This window comes from Thalassospira profundimaris WP0211, from assembly GCF_000300275.1.
Taxonomy (GTDB): Bacteria; Pseudomonadota; Alphaproteobacteria; order Rhodospirillales; family Thalassospiraceae; genus Thalassospira; species Thalassospira profundimaris.
Genome location: NZ_AMRN01000005.1, coordinates 91,505 through 112,286 on the forward strand (window position 1 = coordinate 91,505; position 20,782 = coordinate 112,286).

Below are 20,782 nucleotides of genomic sequence, written 5' to 3' on the forward strand. Positions count from 1 at the left end.
GACAATGACGGATACTGAAACCAAATCAATCGGCTACTATCTGCGCACCCACATTCGTGAATACGGCATGGTTGTTGCGCTGGTTGCCATTCTGGCCTTCTTCCAGGTCCTGACCGACGGCATCATGCTCAAGCCGGTCAACCTGACCAACTTGTTCCTGCAAAACAGCTATATCATCATCATGGCTGTTGGCATGTTGCTGGTGATTGTTGGCGGCAATATTGACCTGTCGGTCGGCTCTGTCGTTGGCTTCATCGGTGCGCTGGCCGCCGTGATGATCGTTAATTGGGACTTGCCAACCGTTCTGGTCGTGCCGGTCTGCCTGATTGCCGGGGCCATCATTGGTGCGGCCCAAGGGTATTGGGTGGCCTATTGGCGCATTCCGTCCTTTATTGTGACGCTGGCGGGGATGCTGGTGTTCAAGGGCTTGACGCTAGCACTTCTGGGTGGGGCATCGGTTGGTCCGTTCCCCGACAGCTTCCAGGCGATGTCGTCGGGCTTTATCCCGGACTTCTTTGGTGGCCTGATCGAGGGACGCTTTAACGTCTTTTCGATGACGCTGGGTGTGGTTCTGGCGGCATTGCTGCCGATCCTTGGTCTGCGTTCGCGCGCCAAACAGGAGAAGTTTGCCGCAGTCGAAGAACCGATGGCCGTATTTGTCATCAAACATGCGGTGGCGGGGATTGCGATCCTGTTTGTGACCTATCTGCTGTCGACCTATCGCGGATTGCCAAACATTCTGGTGATCATGGCGGTTCTGATTGCGATCTTTACCTTCATCACCAACAGCACCACTTTGGGCCGTCGTATCTATGCGCTCGGCGGGAATGAAAAGGCTGCCAAGCTTTCGGGCATCAATACCAAACGCCTGACCTTCTTCACATTCGCCAATATGGGCATGTTGGCCGCCCTTGCCGGGCTGGTCTTTGCCGCCCGTCTGAACACGGCAACGCCAAAGGCCGGTCTTGCGTTTGAGCTTGACGTTATTGCCGCTGTCTTTATTGGTGGCGCGTCGATGTCAGGCGGTGTTGGCAAGGTCATTGGTGCCGTCGTTGGCGCATTGATCATGGGTGTCATGAATAACGGGATGTCGATTATCGGTGTCGGTATTGACTGGCAGCAGGTGATCAAGGGCCTCGTGCTTTTGGCGGCTGTGATCCTCGACGTCTACAACAAAAACAAGGCGTAACAACACGATGGCGCGGAACGATACGCATCGGTGTCACACCAACCGGTTTCACCATAATTGGTTTATGGCGCTGGTTGCTGATGCGTGTCGTTCAAAGTCCTGTGTGCGGCCATCCCAACCGCACATCACCGGATCCGTCACGATAATAAGTCAAAAAGGAAAACGGGCATGACGAAGTTCAAACCGGCACCCTGGCCGCGTACCCTCCGCTCGCAAGAGGGATGGTTCGGCGGAACCAGCAAGGACAATATCTATCACCGCAGCTGGATGAAGAACCAGGGCTTGCCATCGGATCTGTTTGACGGACGTCCGGTGATCGGCATTTGTAACACCTGGTCGGAACTGACCCCGTGTAATGCCCATCTGCGCGATTTGGCGGAACGCGTCAAACACGGCATCTACGAGGCTGGTGGTCTTCCGCTTGAATTCCCGGTGTTCTCGACCGGTGAAAGCACGCTGCGCCCGACTGCGATGATGTTCCGTAACCTTGCCTCGATGGATGTCGAGGAAATGTTGCGCGGAACGCCACTTGATGGCGTTGTCCTGATGGTGGGCTGCGATAAAACCACGCCGTCGCTTCTGATGGGCGCGGCCAGTGTTGATATCCCGGCGATTGTTGTCACCGGTGGGCCGATGCTCAATGGCAAATGGCGCGGTGAGGATATCGGGTCAGGCACATCGCTTTGGCAGCTTTCCGAGGACCGCAAGGCTGGCAAGATCAGCACCGAAGATTTCCTTGAAGCTGAAATTGCCATGTCGCGGTCGCCGGGCTCGTGCAACACCATGGGTACCGCATCGACCATGGCCAGCATGGCCGAGGCGCTTGGTATGGCGCTTTCGGGCAATGCGGCCATCCCGGCTGTCGACAGCCGCCGTCGCGTGATGGCGCACATTACCGGTCGCCGTATCGTTCAGATGGTCAAGGATGACCTGAAACCGTCAGACGTCATGACCAAGGAAGCGTTCGAGAACGCCATCCGGGTCAACGGCGCAATCGGTGGTTCGACCAACGCGGTTATTCACCTGCTTGCCATTGCCGGACGTGTCGGCATCGATCTGTCGCTGGATGACTGGGATCGGTTGGGCCGTGATATCCCGACGATTGTGAACTTGCAGCCGTCTGGCGATTACCTGATGGAGGAATTCTTCTATTCCGGTGGTCTGCCTGTGGTGATCAAGGCATTGGCCGAGGCTGGCAAGCTTCATAACGATGCCCTGACCGTCTCGGGTGAAACCATGTGGGAACAGGTCAAGGATGTCCGCAACTGGAACGAGGACGTCATTCGCCCGTTCGAAAAGGCCCTGACCGCCAGTGGCGGCATTGCCGTTGTCAAAGGCAACCTCGCACCAAATGGTGCGGTCCTGAAACCATCGGCCGCAACCCCGGAACTTCTGACCCATCGTGGTCGGGCTGTGGTGTTTGAAGACATCGATGATTACAAGGCCAAGATCTATGACGAGGACCTTGATATCGATGAAACCTGCATCATGGTTCTGAAAAACTGCGGCCCGAAAGGCTATCCGGGCATGGCAGAGGTCGGCAATATGGGCCTGCCGCCCAAGGTGCTCCGCAAGGGTATCACCGACATGGTCCGTATTTCAGATGCCCGCATGAGCGGCACGGCCTATGGCACGGTCGTGCTTCATACCTCGCCCGAGGCCGCGGCCGGTGGCCCGCTTGCGGTCGTTAAGAATGGCGACATGATCGAGCTTGATGTCCCCAACCGTCGCCTGCATCTCGATATCAGCGATGAAGAGCTGGCCCAGCGCCTGAAAGATTGGAAAAATAGTGTTCCGGTCCCTGAAAGCGGCTATGCCTCGCTCTATTACAAATCGGTCATTGGTGCAGATCGCGGGGCCGACTTCGACTTCCTCGTCGGTCATCGCGGCAAGGCAATTCCGAAGGATAGTCACTGATTGATCCTGCCGGGATTTGATTTACGATCACATGTCGCTGGGGGGTGACATGTGATACACGCCAGACCGGCCAGCATTGCGTTGCTGGCCGGTTTTGGTTTGTCAGGCTCGATCTATAATGCCGTTTATCGCCGATACAAGGTCGGCATAGCCGGTCACAACCGCATCCGCGTCAAGCGATTTGGCACGCGTATCATCGACCTCCATCGCAACGGCAATTGCATGAATGTCGGCAGCGCGGGCTGCATTCATGTCATTGGCGTGATCGCCAACCATGATTGCGGTGTCGGTTGATTTATCAAAGCCAAGCTGACCCAGCACAAAGCCAAGGAAACGACCATCGGGCTTTTTGACCTCAAAGCTGTCCCCGCCAGCGATGACGCTAAACAGATCGGCAACGCCAAGCTTGGTCAGGATTGCCTTGCACGGGGCTTCGGGCTTGTTCGACGCCAGCGCAATCGTCCAGCCATCTGATTTCAGTTGGCGCAGGACTGTTTCGGCGTTTTCAAACAGGCGGGTATAGACGTAGTCGGTTTCGACATATCGCGCGTTGAAATCGACATTAAGCTCGTCCAGCATCGCATCCGTGGGCTTTGATCCGCGTGCGGCAAAGGCGCGTTTGGTCAGCATCCAGGTGCCATCCCCCAGCATGGCCTCGATATCATGACGAACAAGCGGCGCATGACCATGGGCGGCCAGCAAATCATTCATCGCAAACAGGATGTCATCGACCCCGTCAATCAGGGTGCCATCAAGGTCGAACAGAATGAATTTGGCCATCGGGTGGGGCTCCTTAGATGTGAATTGGCAGCAGTGGTGACAAGTGCAGCATGGTTTATAGGAACTTAACGGAAACCGTGCCATTAACAATCGGTAACATCTGCTAACAGCTGGTAACAAAACGTGATTCTTTATGGGCTTTTGCTGCCAGGGAATATGTTCTAAGACTTGCTGCGAACGGGAATATTTGCATCACACTTCATCGTGATGGTGCCTGCAAAGGGGATGCTGCGGAATGGCGCAGCCAACAGGGTTATAAATGTCTCTTGAACTAAGTGTTGTTGTTTTGGCCGCCGGGATGGGCACGCGCATGAAAAGCGCACTGCCCAAAGTCATGCACAAGGTCGCGGGCAAGCCGATGGTGGGGCATGTCATTGACACCGCTGCCCATCTGAAGGCCGCAAAGACCATGGTCGTTGTTGGCCCGGATATGCCGGATCTGATCAAGACCGTTGCGCCGCATCCGACCTTTGAGCAAACAGATCGCCTTGGGACTGCGCACGCCGTTCTTGCTGCCAAGGATGGCTTGAAGGGCCTAACGGGCAATGTTCTGGTGCTCTATGCCGACAGCCCGCTTTTCACCGCCGAAACACTGGCGCGCCTGGTCGCGGCACGCGAAGAAAATGATCACGCGGTGGCGGTTCTGGGCTTCCGGCCCGAAGACCCGACCGGTTATGGCCGTTTGGTCACAGATCAGAATGGCAACCTAACAGCGATCGTCGAGGATAAGGAATGCAACGACGCACAGCGTCAGATCAATTTCTGTAATTCCGGGGTGATGTGTTTTAAGGCCGAGGACATGATCGCAACCCTTGAGGCGATTGATAACGCCAATGCCAAGGGTGAATATTACCTGACCGATGCGGTCGAAGTGGCGCAGAAAAATGGGCAGAGCTGTGTCGCGGTCGAGGTTGATGAAGCCGAAACCCTTGGCGTGAATTCGCGCACCCAGCTTGCTGTGGCCGAAGGAATCCTTCAGGACCGCCTGCGTGAACAGGCGATGGTGGATGGCGCAACCCTGATTGATCCGGCATCCGTGTTCTTTAGTGCGGACACCAAGCTTGGCCGTGACGTGATTGTCGAACCGAATGTCGTGTTTGGCCCGGGCGTTGTTGTTGGCGATAACACCGTGATTAAGGCATTCAGCCATCTTGAAAGCTGTGTCGTCGGCGAGGGGGCTGATATCGGTCCCTATGCCCGTCTGCGTCCGGGGGCCGAAATCGGTGCCGGTGCAAGGGTTGGCAACTTCGTCGAGATCAAGAAGGCCGTTGTCGAAGACGGGGCAAAGGTCAATCATCTGAGCTATATCGGTGACGCCCGTGTCGGTGCCAAGGCCAATATCGGTGCCGGGACGATCACGTGTAACTATGACGGCTTCCGCAAACAGCATACCGACATCGGTGCCGGGGCGTTTATCGGTTCGAACTCATCGCTTGTCGCACCTGTCGAAATTGGCGATGGCGCGATTGTTGGCGCGGGCAGCACGATCACCGGCAAGGTCGAAGCAGATGCGCTGACCCTGACCCGGGCCGAACGGATCGAGAAAAAGGGCTGGGCGGCCAAGTTTCGCGAAAAAATGAGCCAACTGACCGGCAAGAAATAGCCCAAAACAAAGATTTTGAAATTGCCACGCGTCTTCGGGTGGCCAGAAGACACGCGATATAAAGCAGGAAGAAAACCAATATGTGCGGCATTATCGGGATTATCGGCAAAGACAGCGTCAGCGATCGCATTCTTGAAGGGCTCAAACGCCTTGAATATCGCGGTTATGACAGTGCCGGGATTGCGACCCTGGTCAATGGCGATATCGAACGCCGCCGCGCAGAAGGTAAGCTGATCAACCTCGCCAACCGTTTGAGCGACGAGCCGCTTGCAGGTGATGTTGGTATTGGCCACACCCGCTGGGCGACCCATGGTGTTCCGACCGAAAACAACGCCCATCCGCATACCGATGGCAAGGTTGCCGTTGTTCATAACGGCATCATCGAGAACTTCCAGGAAATCAAGGCGGAGCTCACTGCCAAGGGGCGGGTATTTGCCACCGACACCGATACCGAGGTGGTCGTGCATCTGGTGTCCGATTTCCTTGATCAGGGCAAAAGCCCGCGTGACGCCGTGGCGGCGACCCTGCATCGGATCGAAGGTGCCTTTGCACTGGTAATCATGATTGCCGGTCAGCATGACGTCATCTTTGGCGCCCGTCGTGGTACGCCGCTTGCCGTTGGTTTGGGCGAGGGTGAGATGTATCTTGGCTCAGACGCCATGGCGCTGTCGCACCTGACCAACAAGCTGATTTACCTTGAAGAAGGCGACTGGGTCGAAATGACCCGCGATAGCGTTCAGGTTCGCGATGAAAATGACGAAGACGTCTCCCGCGAAACCAAACTGTCGGCTGTTTCCGGCGCCATGATGGGCAAAGGCAATTACAATCACTTCATGCAGAAGGAAATCTTTGAGCAGCCTGCGGTGATTGGCGATACCCTTCATGCTTTCATCAACCCGGCGACCCAGACGATCAAACTGCCGGACATGCCGTTTTCCTTTGCCGATGCATCGCGCCTGACGATTGTCGCCTGCGGAACGTCGTTCTATGCCGGTCTGGTGGCAAAGCACTGGATCGAACGCTATGCCGGTCTGGGTGTGGATGTCGACGTGGCATCCGAGTTCCGCTATCGCTGCCCGCCGCTGCCAAAAGGCGGCGTTGCCCTGTTCATCTCGCAGTCGGGCGAGACGCTTGATACTCTGGCAGCCCTTCGTTACGCGAAGTCCAAGGGCCAGAAGATCGTATCGATCATCAACGTGCCTGAAAGCACGATTGCGCGCGAAAGTGATGTGGTGCTTCTGACCTATGCCGGACCTGAAATCGGGGTGGCCTCGACCAAGGCGTTTACGACGCAGCTTACAGTTCTCGCCTGCCTTGCGGTGACCATTGGTCGTGAAAACGGCACCCTTGCCAAGGACGAAGAAGCCGCCATCGTCACTGCGCTGACCGAAGTGCCAAAACATGCAGCCGAAGTGCTGCATCATGACGAGGCACTTAAACAGCTAGCCCTTGATATCGCCGATGCGCGTGACGTGCTCTATCTCGGTCGTGGTCTGGGTTATCCGATTGCGATGGAAGGGGCGCTCAAACTCAAGGAAATTTCCTATATCCACGCCGAAGGCTATGCGGCTGGTGAAATGAAACACGGCCCGATTGCCCTGATCGACCAGTCGGTTCCGATCATCGTCATTGCGCCGTCCGATGAGCTGTTTGAAAAAACCGCCTCAAACATGCAAGAAGCTGCCGCACGTGGCGGCCGGGTGATCTTTATTTCCGACGCGCCAGGCCTAGCCAAACTGGGCGATATGGCCTCTGCTACGATCGAGCTTCCCAAGGTCGCCGACTTCGTCGCACCGATCCTTTACACCATCCCGGTGCAGATGCTGGCCTATCACGTTGCTGTTCACAAAGGCACCGATGTCGATCAGCCACGCAACCTTGCGAAATCAGTAACGGTTGAATAAGCGCGTCCCGTGTCGGGAAAAATACAGAGGTTTGGTCCAGATGTATCTGGCCTTTTTGTGCGTGTACACAATGGACTATGTAAATGTGGTGTGTGTTTGATATCAAATTGTGTGTAATTAGTTCATAGAAGGCAAGAAAGTAAAATAACTTATTTTAGTCAATCAGTTAAGCCCAGGTTCGACAGTGTCGTTTGTGCGATGTAATGTCTAATCGACGATGTCGTTTCCAAGCCATAGATGTGAATGAGAGCAAAATGAAAGTTATTGTGACGGGCGGTGCAGGTTTTATCGGGTCTGCTGTTTGTCGGCTGATGACCGGGTTGAAGGGCTATGAAGTCCTTAATATCGATAAACTGACCTATGCGGGGGACCTGCGGACGTTGGCGTCGATTTCCGCACGCGATAACTACCATTTTGCCCATCAGGATATCTGCAACCGGGACGCCATCGTCAAGCTGTTCGATGAATTCCAGCCCGATGCGGTGATGCATCTGGCGGCGGAAAGTCACGTTGACCGTTCGATCGACGGACCGGCTGATTTTATTCAGACCAATGTGGTTGGTACGTTTGCCTTGCTTGACGTTGCGCGTGCATATTTCGATAAGCTGCCGGCGGATAAACGTTCAAAATTTCGGTTCCACCATATCTCGACCGATGAGGTTTATGGATCGCTTGGCAGCGACGGGTTGTTCACCGAAGAGACGGCTTATGCCCCGACTTCCCCTTATTCTGCCAGCAAGGCGAGTTCGGATCATCTGGTGCAGGCTTGGCACCATACTTATGGATTGCCCATCGTCATCAGCAATTGTTCCAACAATTACGGTCCTTATCAGTTCCCGGAAAAACTCATTCCGCTGATGTCGCTCAACCTGCTGCATGGCAAGAAGCTGCCCGTTTACGGCGAGGGTTTGAATACGCGCGACTGGCTGCATGTCGAAGATCATGCCGAGGCACTGGTCAAGATCCTGACCGAGGGCCGCATTGGCGAGAAATACAATGTTGGTGGTTGCAACGAACTGACCAACATCGACGTCGTCAAACGCATATTCGATACGGTGCAAGAGATCGTGCCCGATATCTCTTTCGAGAATTTTGATGAAGCGGTTACGTACGTGAAAGACCGCCCCGGCCACGATTGGCGCTATGCCATCGATCCAACCAAAATGCAGAATGAATTGGGTTGGAAGCCGAAATACGATTTCGAAACCGGCCTTCGGCAAACCATTGAGTGGTATGTGAATAATCGTGACTGGTGGGAGCCGATTCTAAAGAACAAATATGCAGGCCAACGTCTGGGAAGTGCCAAGGGGCAGGCCGATGCCTAAAATACTGGTATTTGGCAAAAATGGTCAGCTTGCCAGTTGTCTGGCTGCATCTGCGCATGAGTTTCCCGACGCGCAACTGACCTTTGTTGGCCGGGAAGAATGTGACCTTGAGGATGCATCCCAAATCGAACCCGTTATCGACCGCTTGCAACCGGATATTGTTGTTAATGCCGCCGCCTACACCGCCGTGGATTTGGCCGAGCAGCAGGAAAATATCGCGTTCAAGGTTAACTTCGATGCCGTTCGCGCAATGGCACAAGCCCTCGCTAAACGCGCCATCCCGCTGATCCATGTCTCAACGGATTATGTTTTCGACGGGAAGGGAACGAGGCCTTATCGCGAGGAAGATGAGGTCTCGCCCCTGGGTGTTTACGGTAACAGCAAGCTTGCGGGTGAGGTTGCTGTCCGGGAGGCGCATCAAAAGCACCTTATAGTGCGGACATCCTGGGTCTATAGCCAGTTTGGCAAAAACTTCGTCAAAACGATGCTTAATCTCATGGCGCAAAGGGATGAGGTTCGAATTGTCGATGATCAGACCGGGTGTCCCACAAGCGCCCATGATTTGGCACATGCTATTTTGGAGCTTTGCGGTGCGGCGACCTCTGCCGAGTTTGACAAATTCGGGACCTATCACCTGACCTCAGATCAAGAAATGACATGGTTTGAGTTTGGCAAAAGCATTCACAAGATCGCTTTGCAGGAGTGGGGTGAGGATTGGAAAGGCAAGGACTGTGTGGTTTTGCCAATCAAGTCCTCGGAATTTCCAACCGCTGCAAAAAGGCCGGAATACTCTGTGCTGTCTTGCAGGCTTATCAATGATACGTTTGGTATCAAGTTGCCAAATGTTGATAACAGCCTGACGGCTGTTATCAGAGGGCTTGGGAAGGAAAATGCGGATGCGTAAAGGGATCATACTGGCAGGCGGAACAGGATCACGGTTGCACCCTTCGACACTGGTTGTCTCCAAGCAGTTACAGCCTGTCTATGACAAGCCGATGATCTATTATCCGCTGACCACATTGATGCTGGCGGGGATCACAGACATCCTGATTATCAGCACGCCCCGCGATGTGCCGCTGTTCAAAGACCTGCTTGGTGATGGATCGAAATGGGGCATCAGCCTTCAATATGCGGTTCAGCCGGAACCCCGAGGCCTTGCCGATGCGTTTATTGTCGGAGCGGATTTTGTCGGGAACGACCCGTGCTGTTTGATTTTGGGCGACAACATCTATTTTGGTCACAACCTGACCGAATTGTTGGGCAATGCAATGGCCCAATCCGATGGGGCAACGGTGTTTGCCTATTACGTTCAGGATCCCGAGCGGTATGGCGTGGTTGAGTTTGACCGCGATGGTGTGGCCCTGGATATTGAGGAAAAACCGGCCAATCCCAAATCGAACTTTGCGGTGACGGGGTTGTATTTTTACGATTCAGATGTTGTCGACATTGCCAAATCGATCAAGCCGTCTAAACGCGGTGAGCTTGAAATTACCGACGTCAACAAGGCTTACCTTAACCGTGGCACGCTCAAGGTCGAGAAGATGGGCAGGGGTTATGCCTGGCTCGATACCGGAACGCACGCGGCAATGCTTGATGCCGCCAATTTTGTCCGCACCGTCGAGAGCCGCCAAAGCCTTAAGATTGCCTGTCCTGAAGAAATCGCGCTGAGAAAGGGCATGATCTCGGTCGAGCAGTTTGAAAAGCTTGCGAGTGAGTTTGGCGCAAGCTCTTACAAGGTATATCTCCAGACGGTTCTAAAAACCTACGATATCCTTTAAGTGGAACTAGAATGCCGGGTTCTCGCGATAGCTCGCAAAACTCATGGCTTTCTCGTCTTTTGCCGACAGCGTGACCTGGTTTTCGTCAAACGGCCAGTCGATGCCAAGGTCCGGATCATTCCACATGATCGCACGTTCGCTTTCCGGAGCATAAGGTGCTGATACCTTGTAGTTCACTTCCGTATCGGGCTCGAGCGTGACAAAGCCGTGGGCGAAACCGGCGGGAATGAATATCTGGTTCCAGTCTTCTGCACTGATTTCAGTTGAAACCCATTTCCCGAACGTCTTTGACTTGGCGCGAATGTCGACTGCGACATCCAGAATGCGGCCTCTGATGACCCGAACCAGCTTGTCTTGGGCAAAGGGTGGGCATTGAAAATGCAGTCCTCGCAATACGCCGACATTGCTCGATAAAGAGTGATTGTCCTGCACGAACTGCGGATCGATGCCGGCTTTGGCAAAGGCTTCCAGATTATAGGTTTCAGAGAAAAAACCCCGCTCATCGCCAAATTTCTTCGGGAAGATCAGCTTAAGATCGGGAATTTCCAGCTCTTCAAATTGCATCCGTGCTGCCTTGTGCAGGGTAAATTAATTCGTTCAGACTATGGATAGCAGAAGCTTGGCCTTCGTGCATATGCGCATTTTTATAAAATTCCGGGCGTGGCAATTGAACGGGCGGTCGGCTTTATCAAGGTTGCGGTGCTCATCATTGCGGTTATTGATTCTGGGCCTTGCGAAATGGATCCGTTTGCGCGACGAGGGCGGAGAACTTTTTCATGAAGGGGGCGAATTCCGCGCCGAGATAATGATAAAGCGGCAAGACCGAAATCGTCTCCTCGATTACCGGTGCTGGTGTGTTGCCCAGAATGCCCTGTGTCAGCATGTCGTCGATATTGCTATCTGCTGACAGAAAACGCGTGATGCGGCCTTCGGCATAGGCTTGGTGCTTTTCCGTATTATACATCATTGGCATGTGCGTGATGCCGGTTTTGACCGTATCCGCATGGACATACTTTTCCTGCCATATCACGCCGAGCGTAAAGGCAATCGGCGTTGACGGATCTTGATCGTTCGGATTGCGCCAAAGCCGGTTTGCGATCTCGCGCAGGGCAACAGATGATCTTACAAAGGCGCGCGAATAGTTCTTTTCGGCTGGGATTGCGCGGTATAACTCGCCATCCACAAGGCCTTGGTTGAAATGCAAAAGCCCGCGACGCCCCGGTAGTTTGACGGCCTGAAGCGGGCAGCCGAGATCCGCATAGAGTTTCTGCAGGATGACAATCGACTTCTGCGACATCGGGTCATTTTCGACATAAGCGATCTTTTGGGGGCATTCGATCTCAACCTCATCGGCCCAAGCATCGGTGCTGATTGTTTGCGAAGAAAACAAACCGACAAGGGCAAATAACAGAAAAGCAGGCGCCATCAGATCCTGTCGTTTATCTGAAGGCCCGGACGGCAGGGCCGATGAATTTTTACTGCACGACATTTTTTGCAATCCGGGTGTTTGTGCGGTCATTGGACGTTGTTTGCGTTCTTTGGCTGGAGCTTAGACGTGAAACCCGCTTTTTCATAGGTGTTTGAGCCAAGCATCTTCGGCGCCTGAACCGGATCTGCCAAACAACCCTATGGCAAAAGCAAGTGTGACAGCCCGATATATATTCTTCTGCGGCGCGGTGTCGGGGCTTGTTTCCTAAGCATGAAAATGTTTTGATCAGCCCGCTTTAAAACGGGGGCGGATTTTTGCTGCGCTCCGCATGCGGAAATCGCCAAAAATCGTGACATTTCTGCGTCTTTTTACATCTCCCTATTGACTTTGAACTGGTACTCCAATAAATGCTGTTAGCACTCGCCGGGGGTGAGTGCTAATACGGGCTCATCCCGGTTAGTCTTAGTTATTAACGAGCCTTAGCTTAAACACGGAGTTGTCTAAAATGAAGTTCCGTCCGCTGCATGATCGAGTACTGGTACGTCGTGTCGAATCCGACACCAAAACTGCCGGTGGCATCATTATTCCGGATACCGCGAAAGAAAAACCGCAGGAAGGCGAAGTCATCGCTGTTGGTTCTGGCGTTCGCAAAGAAGATGGCTCGGTCGTAGCCCTCGACGTCAAAGCAGGTGACAAAGTCCTGTTTGGCAAATGGTCGGGCACCGAAGTCAAGGTCGACGGCGAAGAGCTGTTGATCATGAAAGAATCCGACATCATGGGCATCATGGACTAAGTCAGCCCGTTTGGGTGATTTGTCCACGTTCATCCGTCTCATAGAGAGGAAAGAATATTATGGCTGCTAAAGAAGTAAAATTCTCCACTGACGCACGCGCCAAAATGCTGCGCGGTGTCGACATCCTGGCAGATGCTGTCAAGGTGACCCTCGGCCCGAAAGGTCGTAACGTTGTTATCGAAAAGTCCTTTGGCGCACCGCGCGTGACCAAGGACGGTGTTTCGGTCGCCAAGGAAATCGAACTGACCGACAAGTTCGAAAACATGGGCGCACAGATGGTTCGCGAAGTCGCGTCGAAAACCGCCGATCTGGCTGGTGACGGCACCACGACCGCAACCGTTCTGGCACAGGCCATCGTTCGTGAAGGCAACAAGTCTGTTGCTGCCGGCATGAACCCGATGGATCTTAAGCGCGGTATCGACCTTGCGACCACCAAAGTGATCGAATCCATCCAGAGCCGTGCACGTAAAGTTGCCGGTCGCGATGAGATCGCACAGGTTGGTAACATTTCTGCTAACGGTGACCGTGAAGTCGGCGACATGATCGCAGAAGCCATGGAAAAAGTTGGCAACGAAGGCGTTATCACCGTTGAGGAAGCCAAAGGCCTGCACACCGAACTCGACGTTGTCGAAGGCATGCAGTTCGACCGTGGTTACCTGTCTCCGTACTTCGTAACCAACCCGGAGAAAATGGTCGCAGAAATGGATGCTCCGTACGTCCTGCTGTTCGACAAGAAAATCTCCTCGCTTCAGCCTATCCTGCATCTGCTTGAGTCGGTCGTTCAGTCCGGCAAGCCGCTTCTGATCATTGCTGAAGACATCGAAGGCGAAGCACTGGCAACCCTGGTTGTCAACAAGCTGCGCGGTGGTCTGAAAATCGCTGCTGTTAAAGCACCGGGCTTCGGCGACCGTCGTAAAGCCATGCTCGAAGACATCGCCATCCTTACCGGTGGTCAGGTTGTCTCCGAAGATCTCGGCATCAAGCTGGAAAGCGTTACCCTCGATATGCTTGGTACCGCGAAATCGGTTACCATCACCAAAGAAGAAACCACCATCATTGATGGTGCTGGTGAGAAAGCGCAGATCGAAGCACGCGTTGGCCAGATCCGCGCCCAGATCGAAGAAACCACCTCTGACTACGATCGTGAAAAACTGCAGGAACGTCTCGCGAAACTCGCAGGCGGTGTTGCAGTGATCAAAATCGGTGGCGCTTCGGAAATCGAAGTGAAAGAACGCAAAGACCGCGTTGACGATGCCCTGCACGCGACCCGCGCTGCTGTTGAAGAAGGCATTGTTGCTGGTGGTGGTACGGCTCTGCTGTACTCTGTCAAAGCCCTCGAAGGCCTTGAAGGTGAAAATCACGACCAGACCATCGGTGTTGACATCGTTCGCCGTGCCCTGCAGGCACCGGTTCGCCAGATAGCACAGAACGCTGGCGTAGACGGCGCTGTTGTTGCTGGCAAACTGCTTGAGCAGGACGACGTAGAGTTCGGTTACGACGCTCAGAAGGGCGAATACACCAACCTCGTCAAAGCTGGCATCATCGACCCGGCCAAAGTTGTTCGTACTGCTCTGCAGGACGCAGCATCGGTCGCTGGTCTGCTGATCACCACCGAATGCATGATCGCCGAGAAAGCCGAAGACAAATCGGCTGGCGGCGCGCCTGACATGGGCGGCATGGGTGGTATGGGCGGCATGGGTGGCATGGGCTTCTAAGCCTTACCCAACCGACCTATCGCATAAGGGAAGGGGCTCGCCACTGGCGGGCCCCTTTTCTTTGTCTAAGCGGCAATAAAAAAGAGCCCGCACACTGGCGGGCTCTTTGATGAATTCAAAAGGTGTCAGCCAAACAGCTTTTTAAGTGTTCGGGGTTGGCAGCGCAGATATTGCGGGGCGGCCTTGACCTCGGCGCCCAGCGTTGCGGCGGCATGCCACGGCCAGCGCGGGTCATACAGAATACCGCGCGCAAGGGCGATGGCATCGGCCTGACCGGTAAAGGTAATGGCTTCTGCCTGTTCGGCCTCGGTGATCAGGCCGACCGCAATCGTGGTCATGCCGGTTTCGGCCTTGATGCGGGCGGCAAACGGTACCTGATAATTGGGACCGAGCGGAATTTGCTGATCGATATGAAGGCCACCTGATGAAACATCGATAAAATCGCATCCACGATCCTTGAGGAGTTTTGCCAGCGCGACACTTTGGTCAATATCCCAGCCGCCTTCGACCCAGTCGGTTGCCGAAATACGGATGCCCAGCGGATAGTCCGTGCCAACGGCCTTGCGGATGGCGTCATAGATTTCGATCACGATGCGCGTGCGGTTTTCAAAGGAACCGCCATATTCATCGTCACGCTTGTTGGCATGCGGTGACAGGAATTGATGGAGCAAATAGCCATGCGCGCCATGAATTTCAATCGCGTCAAAGCCCAACCGGACGGACCGTTCAGCCGCCTCGACAAAGGCCTGAATGATTTCTGCAATGCGCGATTTTGTCATTGCCTCGGGGATTGGATCACCGTCACGGAACGGCACGGCAGAGGGGGCTGAGACCTGCCAGCCATTTTCATGGTCCGGGGAAAGGGCATGGCCCCCGAGCCACGGTTTTTCACACGATGCCTTGCGCCCGGCATGGGCCAGCTGAACCGCAATCGGCATTTCGGAATGGCTGCGCACAGCTTTAAGCGTTTTACCAAGTGCTGCCTCGGTTTCGTCATCCCACAGGCCGACATCGCCATAGGTAATGCGTCCTTCAGGTTCGACAGCGGTGGCTTCGATAATCAGAAGACCGGCACCAGATTGCGCCAGATTGCCCAGATGCATGTCATGCCAATGGGTGACTTTGCCGTTATCGGCGGAATACTGGCACATCGGTGCGATGATAATGCGGTTATCAAGCGATAGCTTGCCCAGTGAAAGCGGCGTGAAAAGAGTGCTCATATGCGTTCCTTTAACTCGGACGGTGGCGCGCGGGCGCCAATCAATGGGATGAAGCTAATCCGGGGGCGGGGCGGGCGCCAGTGTCATGTTGGATTTTTCCAGGGAATGGAATGCCAGAAGGGAATTGTCCAAGCAGACGATCAGAAAAAATCAAAAATTCGCAAAAAAATGCATCGACCTACTTGCAGAAATTTTCACCCGATCTATCTCAAGGTCGGAAAGGGGCATGGTGCCCCGATGCGCGTCAAGGTTGCAGCCTGGTCTGGACTGATGGCGCAAGAATACTCGTCTGTAATGGAGGGTACTACAATGACTGGTCTTCAGACTCTTAATGGATCCCGTCGTCCGTCTTTTGCACCGACTTACGGTGATCCTTTCACTCTTATTTCCCGTGACGTTGATCGCATGATCGGTTCGATCTTTGGTCACCGTGCAGCCCCGTCGGCACAGGTATCTTCCGGAGAAGGCGAAGCGGCCCGACCGTTGCTGAGCCCACGGATCGACATCTATGACGGCGAAGATCACTTTGAACTTTCCGCCGAACTCCCGGGCGTTGACCAGGATGATGTCAATGTCGAAGTGCTTGACGGTGTTCTGACCATCACCGGCGAGAAGAAATTCAGCCGTGAAAGCAAGGATGGCGCCCATGTTGTCGAGCGCAGCTATGGCAGCTTCAAGCGGTCCTTCCGCCTGAACGATACCATTGATGCCGACAACATTACCGCATCCTTCAAGAACGGTGTTCTGTTGCTTACTCTTCCAAAGGTAGCAGAACAGAAGCCCGAGCCGCGCAAGATTGCGGTGACAGGCTAAGGACTGTCTCTCCTCCCTGAGAAGCTTCCCCTGATAAGACTGACGGGCGGTTTTACCGCCCGTCTTTTTTTTGTGTTCGCAGATTGGTGAGGCTTAGATTGCTTAACGGCCGGCATAGCCGCTGCAATGATCAAGCGGCATATCAAAGAGCCCTGTTTCATCAAAACGGTCGAGTGCATCTGTCCACGGTGTCAGGTCGATGTTCTGCGTCTTGAGCCAGTCGGGATTGTAATAGGTATCGCAATAGCGATCCCCGCCATCACAGAGCAAGGTCACGACCGACCCGGTTTGACCGGCTTTCTTCATTTCCGAGATCAGCGACAGGGTCGCAATCAGGTTGGTGCCCGTCGATCCGCCGCAGCGCCGCCCAAGATGCTTTTTCAGGTAATAGAGGGCCGCAAAGCTTGCTGCGTCGGGGATGCGGTACATGCGATCGACCACGGTCGGGTTGAAGCTGGGTTCGACACGCGGGCGACCGATGCCTTCGACGCGCGATCCCTTGCTGTTGGTGACCGAACAGTCGCCGGTTTCATATCCATCATAAAACACCGAGTTTTCCGGGTCGGCCACGCAAAGCTCGCAGCCCTGACCAAGGCTTCGGCCATAACGGATATAGCGCCCGATGGTCGATGATGTTCCGCCCGTTCCGGCACCAACAATGATCCAGCGCGGAATGGGGTGGGGTTCGCGTTTGAGCTGATCAAAGATGCTTTCGGCGATGTTGTTGTTACCGCGCCAGTCGGTCGCGCGTTCGGCATAGGTGAACTGGTCCATGTAATGGCCGCCCAGTTCGCGTGCCAGACGTTGCGATTCTTCATAAATCTGACCACTGTGATCAACCAGATGGCTTTCACCGCCATAAAAGGCGATCTGATCGATTTTTTGCTGTGATGTGGATTTCGGCATCACCGCAATAAAGCGCAGGCCAAGAAGGCGGGCGAAATAGGCCTCTGACACGGCGGTCGAGCCACTGGATGCCTCGATGATCGGGGTGTCCTTGTTGATCCAGCCATTGCACAGCCCATACAGAAACAGCGAACGCGCCAGACGATGTTTGAGGCTGCCGGACGGATGGGTCGACTCATCTTTAAGGTAAAGGCCAATGTCACCAAGCTTTGGCAGATCAAGGCGGATCAGATGGGTATCGGCAGACCGGTTGAAATCGGCTTCAATCGTGCTGATGGCATCGGCCACCCATTGGCGGTCATAAGGCATGGAACATCCTGACGTCTGGTTGGATCACTTTTTGGCCAAGTTTGGCCCGGAATCGTCATCTGTTTAGGGCAATATAATACAAAAAACGACAGTAAAATTGTGCCGATACATTTTGAGAACCGATCAGCAATCGTCGATTTTATCAGATTGGGCTTGCTAACACTTTTTTCAAAGCTCACCTTTAAGATACAAGCTTCACGATTCTTTCGATTTGACGGGATGGCGCGAAATCATGGCTGACGACGATAAGGACCCGTTTAGCGTACGTATGGGGGCCTCCGACATTGGGGCGGCCTATGACGTGCCTGTGCGTGTGTCAACGGTGATTGGCAAAAGCCAGATCCAGGTCGCGCAATTGATGCGCCTGACCCGTGGCGCCGTGCTTGAGCTGGACCGCCGTGTGGGGGAGCCGGTCGATATTTACGTCAACAACCGACTGGTCGCCCGCGGGGAATTGGTTGTCGTTGATGAAAATCTGGGTGTGACCATTACCGAGGTTGTAAAAAGCGGCATGGTCATCGAAACCCACCACTAATTGCGAACGCACCGCAATCAACGCTTCCCACCTGTTCTTGGCTGACGGTGGGATTTTTTTGTCTTCGGTGGAACTTGCAAGATTTTCAGGCGTTTGTGGATAAACCCCTTTGAAGACTCAAGTTCCGGTCAACTGTATTTGATGACAGTTGGCGACCTCATTTAGCCGAGGGTTACCCCATGATTAATCTAGTGACATCAGGCCTTCTGGCTTTGATCGGTCTTGCACTTGCTGTTGGCGGTGCATGGCTGATTGCAGTCGGCGGGAGCTTCTATTACGCGCTTGCCGGGTTGGCCTTCCTGTTTGCAAGCTTTCTGGCCTTTACACGCAAGCCCGTTCTGTTGCCGTTTTATGGCGCGTTTACACTCGCAAGTCTGGTCTGGGCTGTGTGGGAGGCCGGGTTTGACTGGTGGCAACTGGCACCGCGCGGCGGCCTGATCATTGTTGTCGGGCTTTGGCTGATGACGCCTGTTTTCCGCAAAACGCTGGTCCGGACGTCGCAGGATGAGGATGGTGCAAGCGAGAATAAGGCGCCGGTTCGGTCCTTTGTGCTTGAAGGCAGCGTCGTTATCGCCGTGATCGTTGCGGTTTATTCGATGATGAACAATCCCAATGCAATCGAGGGCACCCTGCCAACCAGCACGGTTGTCGAGAACCCGCAATATGGCGGGTCTGTGCCCGATCGCGATTGGCATCATTATGGTCGGACGACCTATGGGCAGCGCTATTCACCGCTTGATCAGATTAATACCGACAATGTTGCGTCGCTTGAACAGGCATGGGTCTATCAGACCGGTGATTTGAAACGCGAAAGTGACGTGCCGGAAACCACCTATCAGGTCACACCGCTTAAGATCGGCGAGACGCTATATCTTTGCACGCCACACAGTTGGGCGATTGCGATTGATGCCAAAACCGGTCAGGAAAAGTGGAAATTTGATCCGGGTATTCCGCAAAACCCGGACCGTCAGCATCAAACATGCCGGGGTGTGACCTATTACAAGGATGCTGCGACGAACGAAACCGGTCCCTGCACCGAACGTGTGTTCCTGCCGACATCCGATGCACGCCTGATCGCCCTTGATGCGGCAACGGGTGAAATCTGCCCGTCATTCGGGGATGAGGGCACGGTGCATCTGGAAACCAACATGCCCTACAACCCGGCGGGTTATTACTATTCAACGTCACCGCCGGTTGCTGCAGATGGCAAGATCATTATCGGCGGGGCGGTGAATGACAACTATTCCACCAAATCGCAGTCGGGCGTTATTCGCGCCTATGACATCAATACTGGCGAGCTGATCTGGAACTGGGATTCCGGCAATCCGGAACAAACCGAACCAATCCCCGATGATCAAACCTATACTGCCAACTCGCCCAACAGCTGGTCTGTATCCAGTGCGGACGAGGCGCTTGGCATGATTTACGTGCCGCTGGGCAACAAGGTCCCGGATCAGTTGGGCATGAACCGCGATGAAAATGTCGAAACTTATTCCTCGTCGATCGTGGCACTCAGCCTTGAGACCGGGCAGGTCCAGTGGGTGCGTCAGACGGTGCATCATGACCTTTGGGACATGGATGTACCGGCACAGCCAGCTCTGCTTGATATCACCAGCCCCGATGGGGAAACCGTTCCGGCATTGGTCGGACCGACCAAACAGGGCGATATCTATGTTCTGGATCGCCGCACCGGTGAGCCGATCATTCCGGTGACCGAGGTGCCCGCACCCGGCGGTGCAATCCCCGAGGATCATACCGCCCCGACCCAGCCGGTCTCAGACCTGACCTTCATGCCAGAACCGCTTACCGGCAAGGATATGTGGGGCATTACCCTGTTTGATCAGATGGCGTGCCGTATCGCGTTCCATCTGTTGAAATACGAAGGCCGTTACACGCCGCCGTCTCTGGAAGGGACGCTGGTGTATCCCGGCAACTTCGGGACGTTCAACTGGGGCAGTGTTGCGGTTGATCCGGAACGCCAGATCATGTTTGGCATGCCGACCTATCTTGCCTTTACCTCGCGCCTGATCCCGCGTGCCGAGGTGCCACCCCGTGGCAGTGAAAAGGCCAGTGAAATGGGGATTAACCGGAACGAAGGTGCGCCTTATGCCGTTGAAATGGGGCCGTTCCTGTCGCCGCTTGGCATTCCGTGTCAGGCCCCGCCATGGGGGTATGTTGCCGGTGCCGACCTGCGCACGGGCGAGATTGCCTATATGCATAAAAATGGTACGGTCGAAGACATGACCCCGTTGCCATTGCCATTCGAACTTGGTGTGCCGGGCATTGGTGGCCCGATCCTGACCAAGGGTGGCGTGGCGTTCCTTGGGGCGGCGGTTGATAACTATTTCCGTGCCTATGACGCTACGACCGGCGAGAAAATTTGGGAAACCCGTCTTCCGGCCGGTGGTCAATCAACGCCAATGACCTATGAAACCGATGACGGGACACAATATGTGCTGATCGTCGCCGGTGGTCATGGATCGATTGGCACCAAACCGGGCGATTATGTGATTGCCTACAAGCTTGCCGAGTAAGATCGGCCAAAACAGACCTTAAAGCGCACGGG

At 54.5% G+C, this 20,782-nt stretch carries 17 protein-coding genes; 12 read left to right on the top strand and 5 right to left on the bottom strand.

Features of this window, described 5'->3' with window-relative positions:
- Positions 1–4 precede the first annotated feature (4 nt).
- Positions 5–1,189 carry a multiple monosaccharide ABC transporter permease gene (mmsB, locus tag TH2_RS11020; protein ID WP_008890508.1) on the top strand — a complete coding sequence of 395 codons (1,185 nt, stop codon included), beginning with the start codon at positions 5–7 and terminating at the stop codon, positions 1,187–1,189.
- A 168-nt stretch (positions 1,190–1,357) separates the two neighbouring features.
- The gene (gene araD / locus TH2_RS11025) at positions 1,358–3,106 is read left to right on the top strand and encodes an L-arabinonate dehydratase (protein ID WP_008890509.1); all 1,749 of its coding nucleotides are present in this window, start codon (positions 1,358–1,360) and stop codon (positions 3,104–3,106) included.
- Positions 3,107–3,208: 102 nt separating this feature from the next.
- On the opposite strand, the gene TH2_RS11030 is transcribed toward araD, so the two are convergent.
- Positions 3,209–3,886: an HAD family hydrolase gene (locus TH2_RS11030; RefSeq protein ID WP_008890510.1), complete on the bottom strand. Its 678-nt coding sequence runs from the start codon at positions 3,884–3,886 to the stop codon at positions 3,209–3,211.
- 259 nt (positions 3,887–4,145) lie between these two features.
- On the opposite strand from TH2_RS11030, the gene glmU reads away from it, so the two are divergent.
- The 5 genes from glmU to rfbA all read left to right on the top strand — a co-directional run bounded on the left by glmU (position 4,146) and on the right by rfbA (position 10,496).
- Positions 4,146–5,489, top strand: coding sequence for a bifunctional UDP-N-acetylglucosamine diphosphorylase/glucosamine-1-phosphate N-acetyltransferase GlmU (gene glmU / locus TH2_RS11035; RefSeq protein ID WP_008890511.1), 1,344 nt, complete (start codon positions 4,146–4,148; stop codon positions 5,487–5,489).
- A gap of 80 nt (positions 5,490–5,569) precedes the next feature.
- Positions 5,570–7,393, top strand: coding sequence for a glutamine--fructose-6-phosphate transaminase (isomerizing) (glmS, locus tag TH2_RS11040; protein ID WP_008890512.1), 1,824 nt, complete (start codon positions 5,570–5,572; stop codon positions 7,391–7,393).
- A 254-nt stretch (positions 7,394–7,647) separates the two neighbouring features.
- Complete coding sequence (gene rfbB, locus TH2_RS11045; RefSeq protein ID WP_008890513.1) at positions 7,648–8,718, top strand: dTDP-glucose 4,6-dehydratase; 1,071 nt, start codon at positions 7,648–7,650, stop codon at positions 8,716–8,718.
- On the top strand, positions 8,711–9,622 hold the full coding sequence (rfbD, locus tag TH2_RS11050) for a dTDP-4-dehydrorhamnose reductase (protein WP_008890514.1): 912 nt from the start codon (positions 8,711–8,713) through the stop codon (positions 9,620–9,622). Before rfbB ends, rfbD begins: the two co-directional genes overlap by 8 nt.
- Positions 9,615–10,496 carry a glucose-1-phosphate thymidylyltransferase RfbA gene (gene rfbA / locus TH2_RS11055; RefSeq protein ID WP_008890515.1) on the top strand — a complete coding sequence of 294 codons (882 nt, stop codon included), beginning with the start codon at positions 9,615–9,617 and terminating at the stop codon, positions 10,494–10,496. The genes rfbD and rfbA overlap by 8 nt, the downstream gene beginning before the upstream one ends.
- A gap of 6 nt (positions 10,497–10,502) precedes the next feature.
- On the opposite strand, the gene rfbC is transcribed toward rfbA, so the two are convergent.
- Together rfbC and TH2_RS11065 are read right to left on the bottom strand one after the other, a co-directional pair.
- Positions 10,503–11,060, bottom strand: a complete 558-nt coding sequence (rfbC, locus tag TH2_RS11060) for a dTDP-4-dehydrorhamnose 3,5-epimerase (protein ID WP_008890516.1) — start codon at positions 11,058–11,060, stop codon at positions 10,503–10,505.
- Positions 11,061–11,211: 151 nt separating this feature from the next.
- Positions 11,212–11,922: a hypothetical protein gene (locus TH2_RS11065; protein WP_157194047.1), complete on the bottom strand. Its 711-nt coding sequence runs from the start codon at positions 11,920–11,922 to the stop codon at positions 11,212–11,214.
- A gap of 508 nt (positions 11,923–12,430) precedes the next feature.
- On the opposite strand from TH2_RS11065, the gene groES reads away from it, so the two are divergent.
- Together groES and groL are read left to right on the top strand one after the other, a co-directional pair.
- On the top strand, positions 12,431–12,718 hold the full coding sequence (gene groES, locus TH2_RS11070; protein ID WP_008890518.1) for a co-chaperone GroES: 288 nt from the start codon (positions 12,431–12,433) through the stop codon (positions 12,716–12,718).
- Positions 12,719–12,777: 59 nt separating this feature from the next.
- A complete protein-coding gene (gene groL / locus TH2_RS11075; RefSeq protein WP_008890519.1) occupies positions 12,778–14,433 on the top strand; it encodes a chaperonin GroEL in 1,656 nt (551 codons plus the stop codon).
- Between the two features lie 125 nt (positions 14,434–14,558).
- On the opposite strand, the gene TH2_RS11080 is transcribed toward groL, so the two are convergent.
- Positions 14,559–15,653 (bottom strand): NADH:flavin oxidoreductase/NADH oxidase, encoded by a 1,095-nt coding sequence (locus tag TH2_RS11080; RefSeq protein ID WP_008890520.1) that lies wholly within the window; start codon positions 15,651–15,653, stop codon positions 14,559–14,561.
- Between the two features lie 309 nt (positions 15,654–15,962).
- Between TH2_RS11080 and TH2_RS11085 the strand changes: the two genes are divergently transcribed.
- Complete coding sequence (locus tag TH2_RS11085; protein WP_008890521.1) at positions 15,963–16,466, top strand: Hsp20/alpha crystallin family protein; 504 nt, start codon at positions 15,963–15,965, stop codon at positions 16,464–16,466.
- A 102-nt stretch (positions 16,467–16,568) separates the two neighbouring features.
- Here TH2_RS11085 and TH2_RS11090 read toward each other — a convergent pair whose 3' ends face one another.
- Positions 16,569–17,681, bottom strand: a complete 1,113-nt coding sequence (locus TH2_RS11090; protein ID WP_008890522.1) for a PLP-dependent cysteine synthase family protein — start codon at positions 17,679–17,681, stop codon at positions 16,569–16,571.
- A 232-nt stretch (positions 17,682–17,913) separates the two neighbouring features.
- Here TH2_RS11090 and fliN point away from each other — a divergent pair, with 232 nt between their 5' ends.
- Positions 17,914–18,216 carry a flagellar motor switch protein FliN gene (gene fliN, locus TH2_RS11095; RefSeq protein ID WP_040823589.1) on the top strand — a complete coding sequence of 101 codons (303 nt, stop codon included), beginning with the start codon at positions 17,914–17,916 and terminating at the stop codon, positions 18,214–18,216.
- Positions 18,217–18,395: 179 nt separating this feature from the next.
- Positions 18,396–20,750 (top strand): glucose/quinate/shikimate family membrane-bound PQQ-dependent dehydrogenase, encoded by a 2,355-nt coding sequence (locus TH2_RS11100; protein WP_008890524.1) that lies wholly within the window; start codon positions 18,396–18,398, stop codon positions 20,748–20,750.
- Positions 20,751–20,782: the final 32 nt, after the last annotated feature.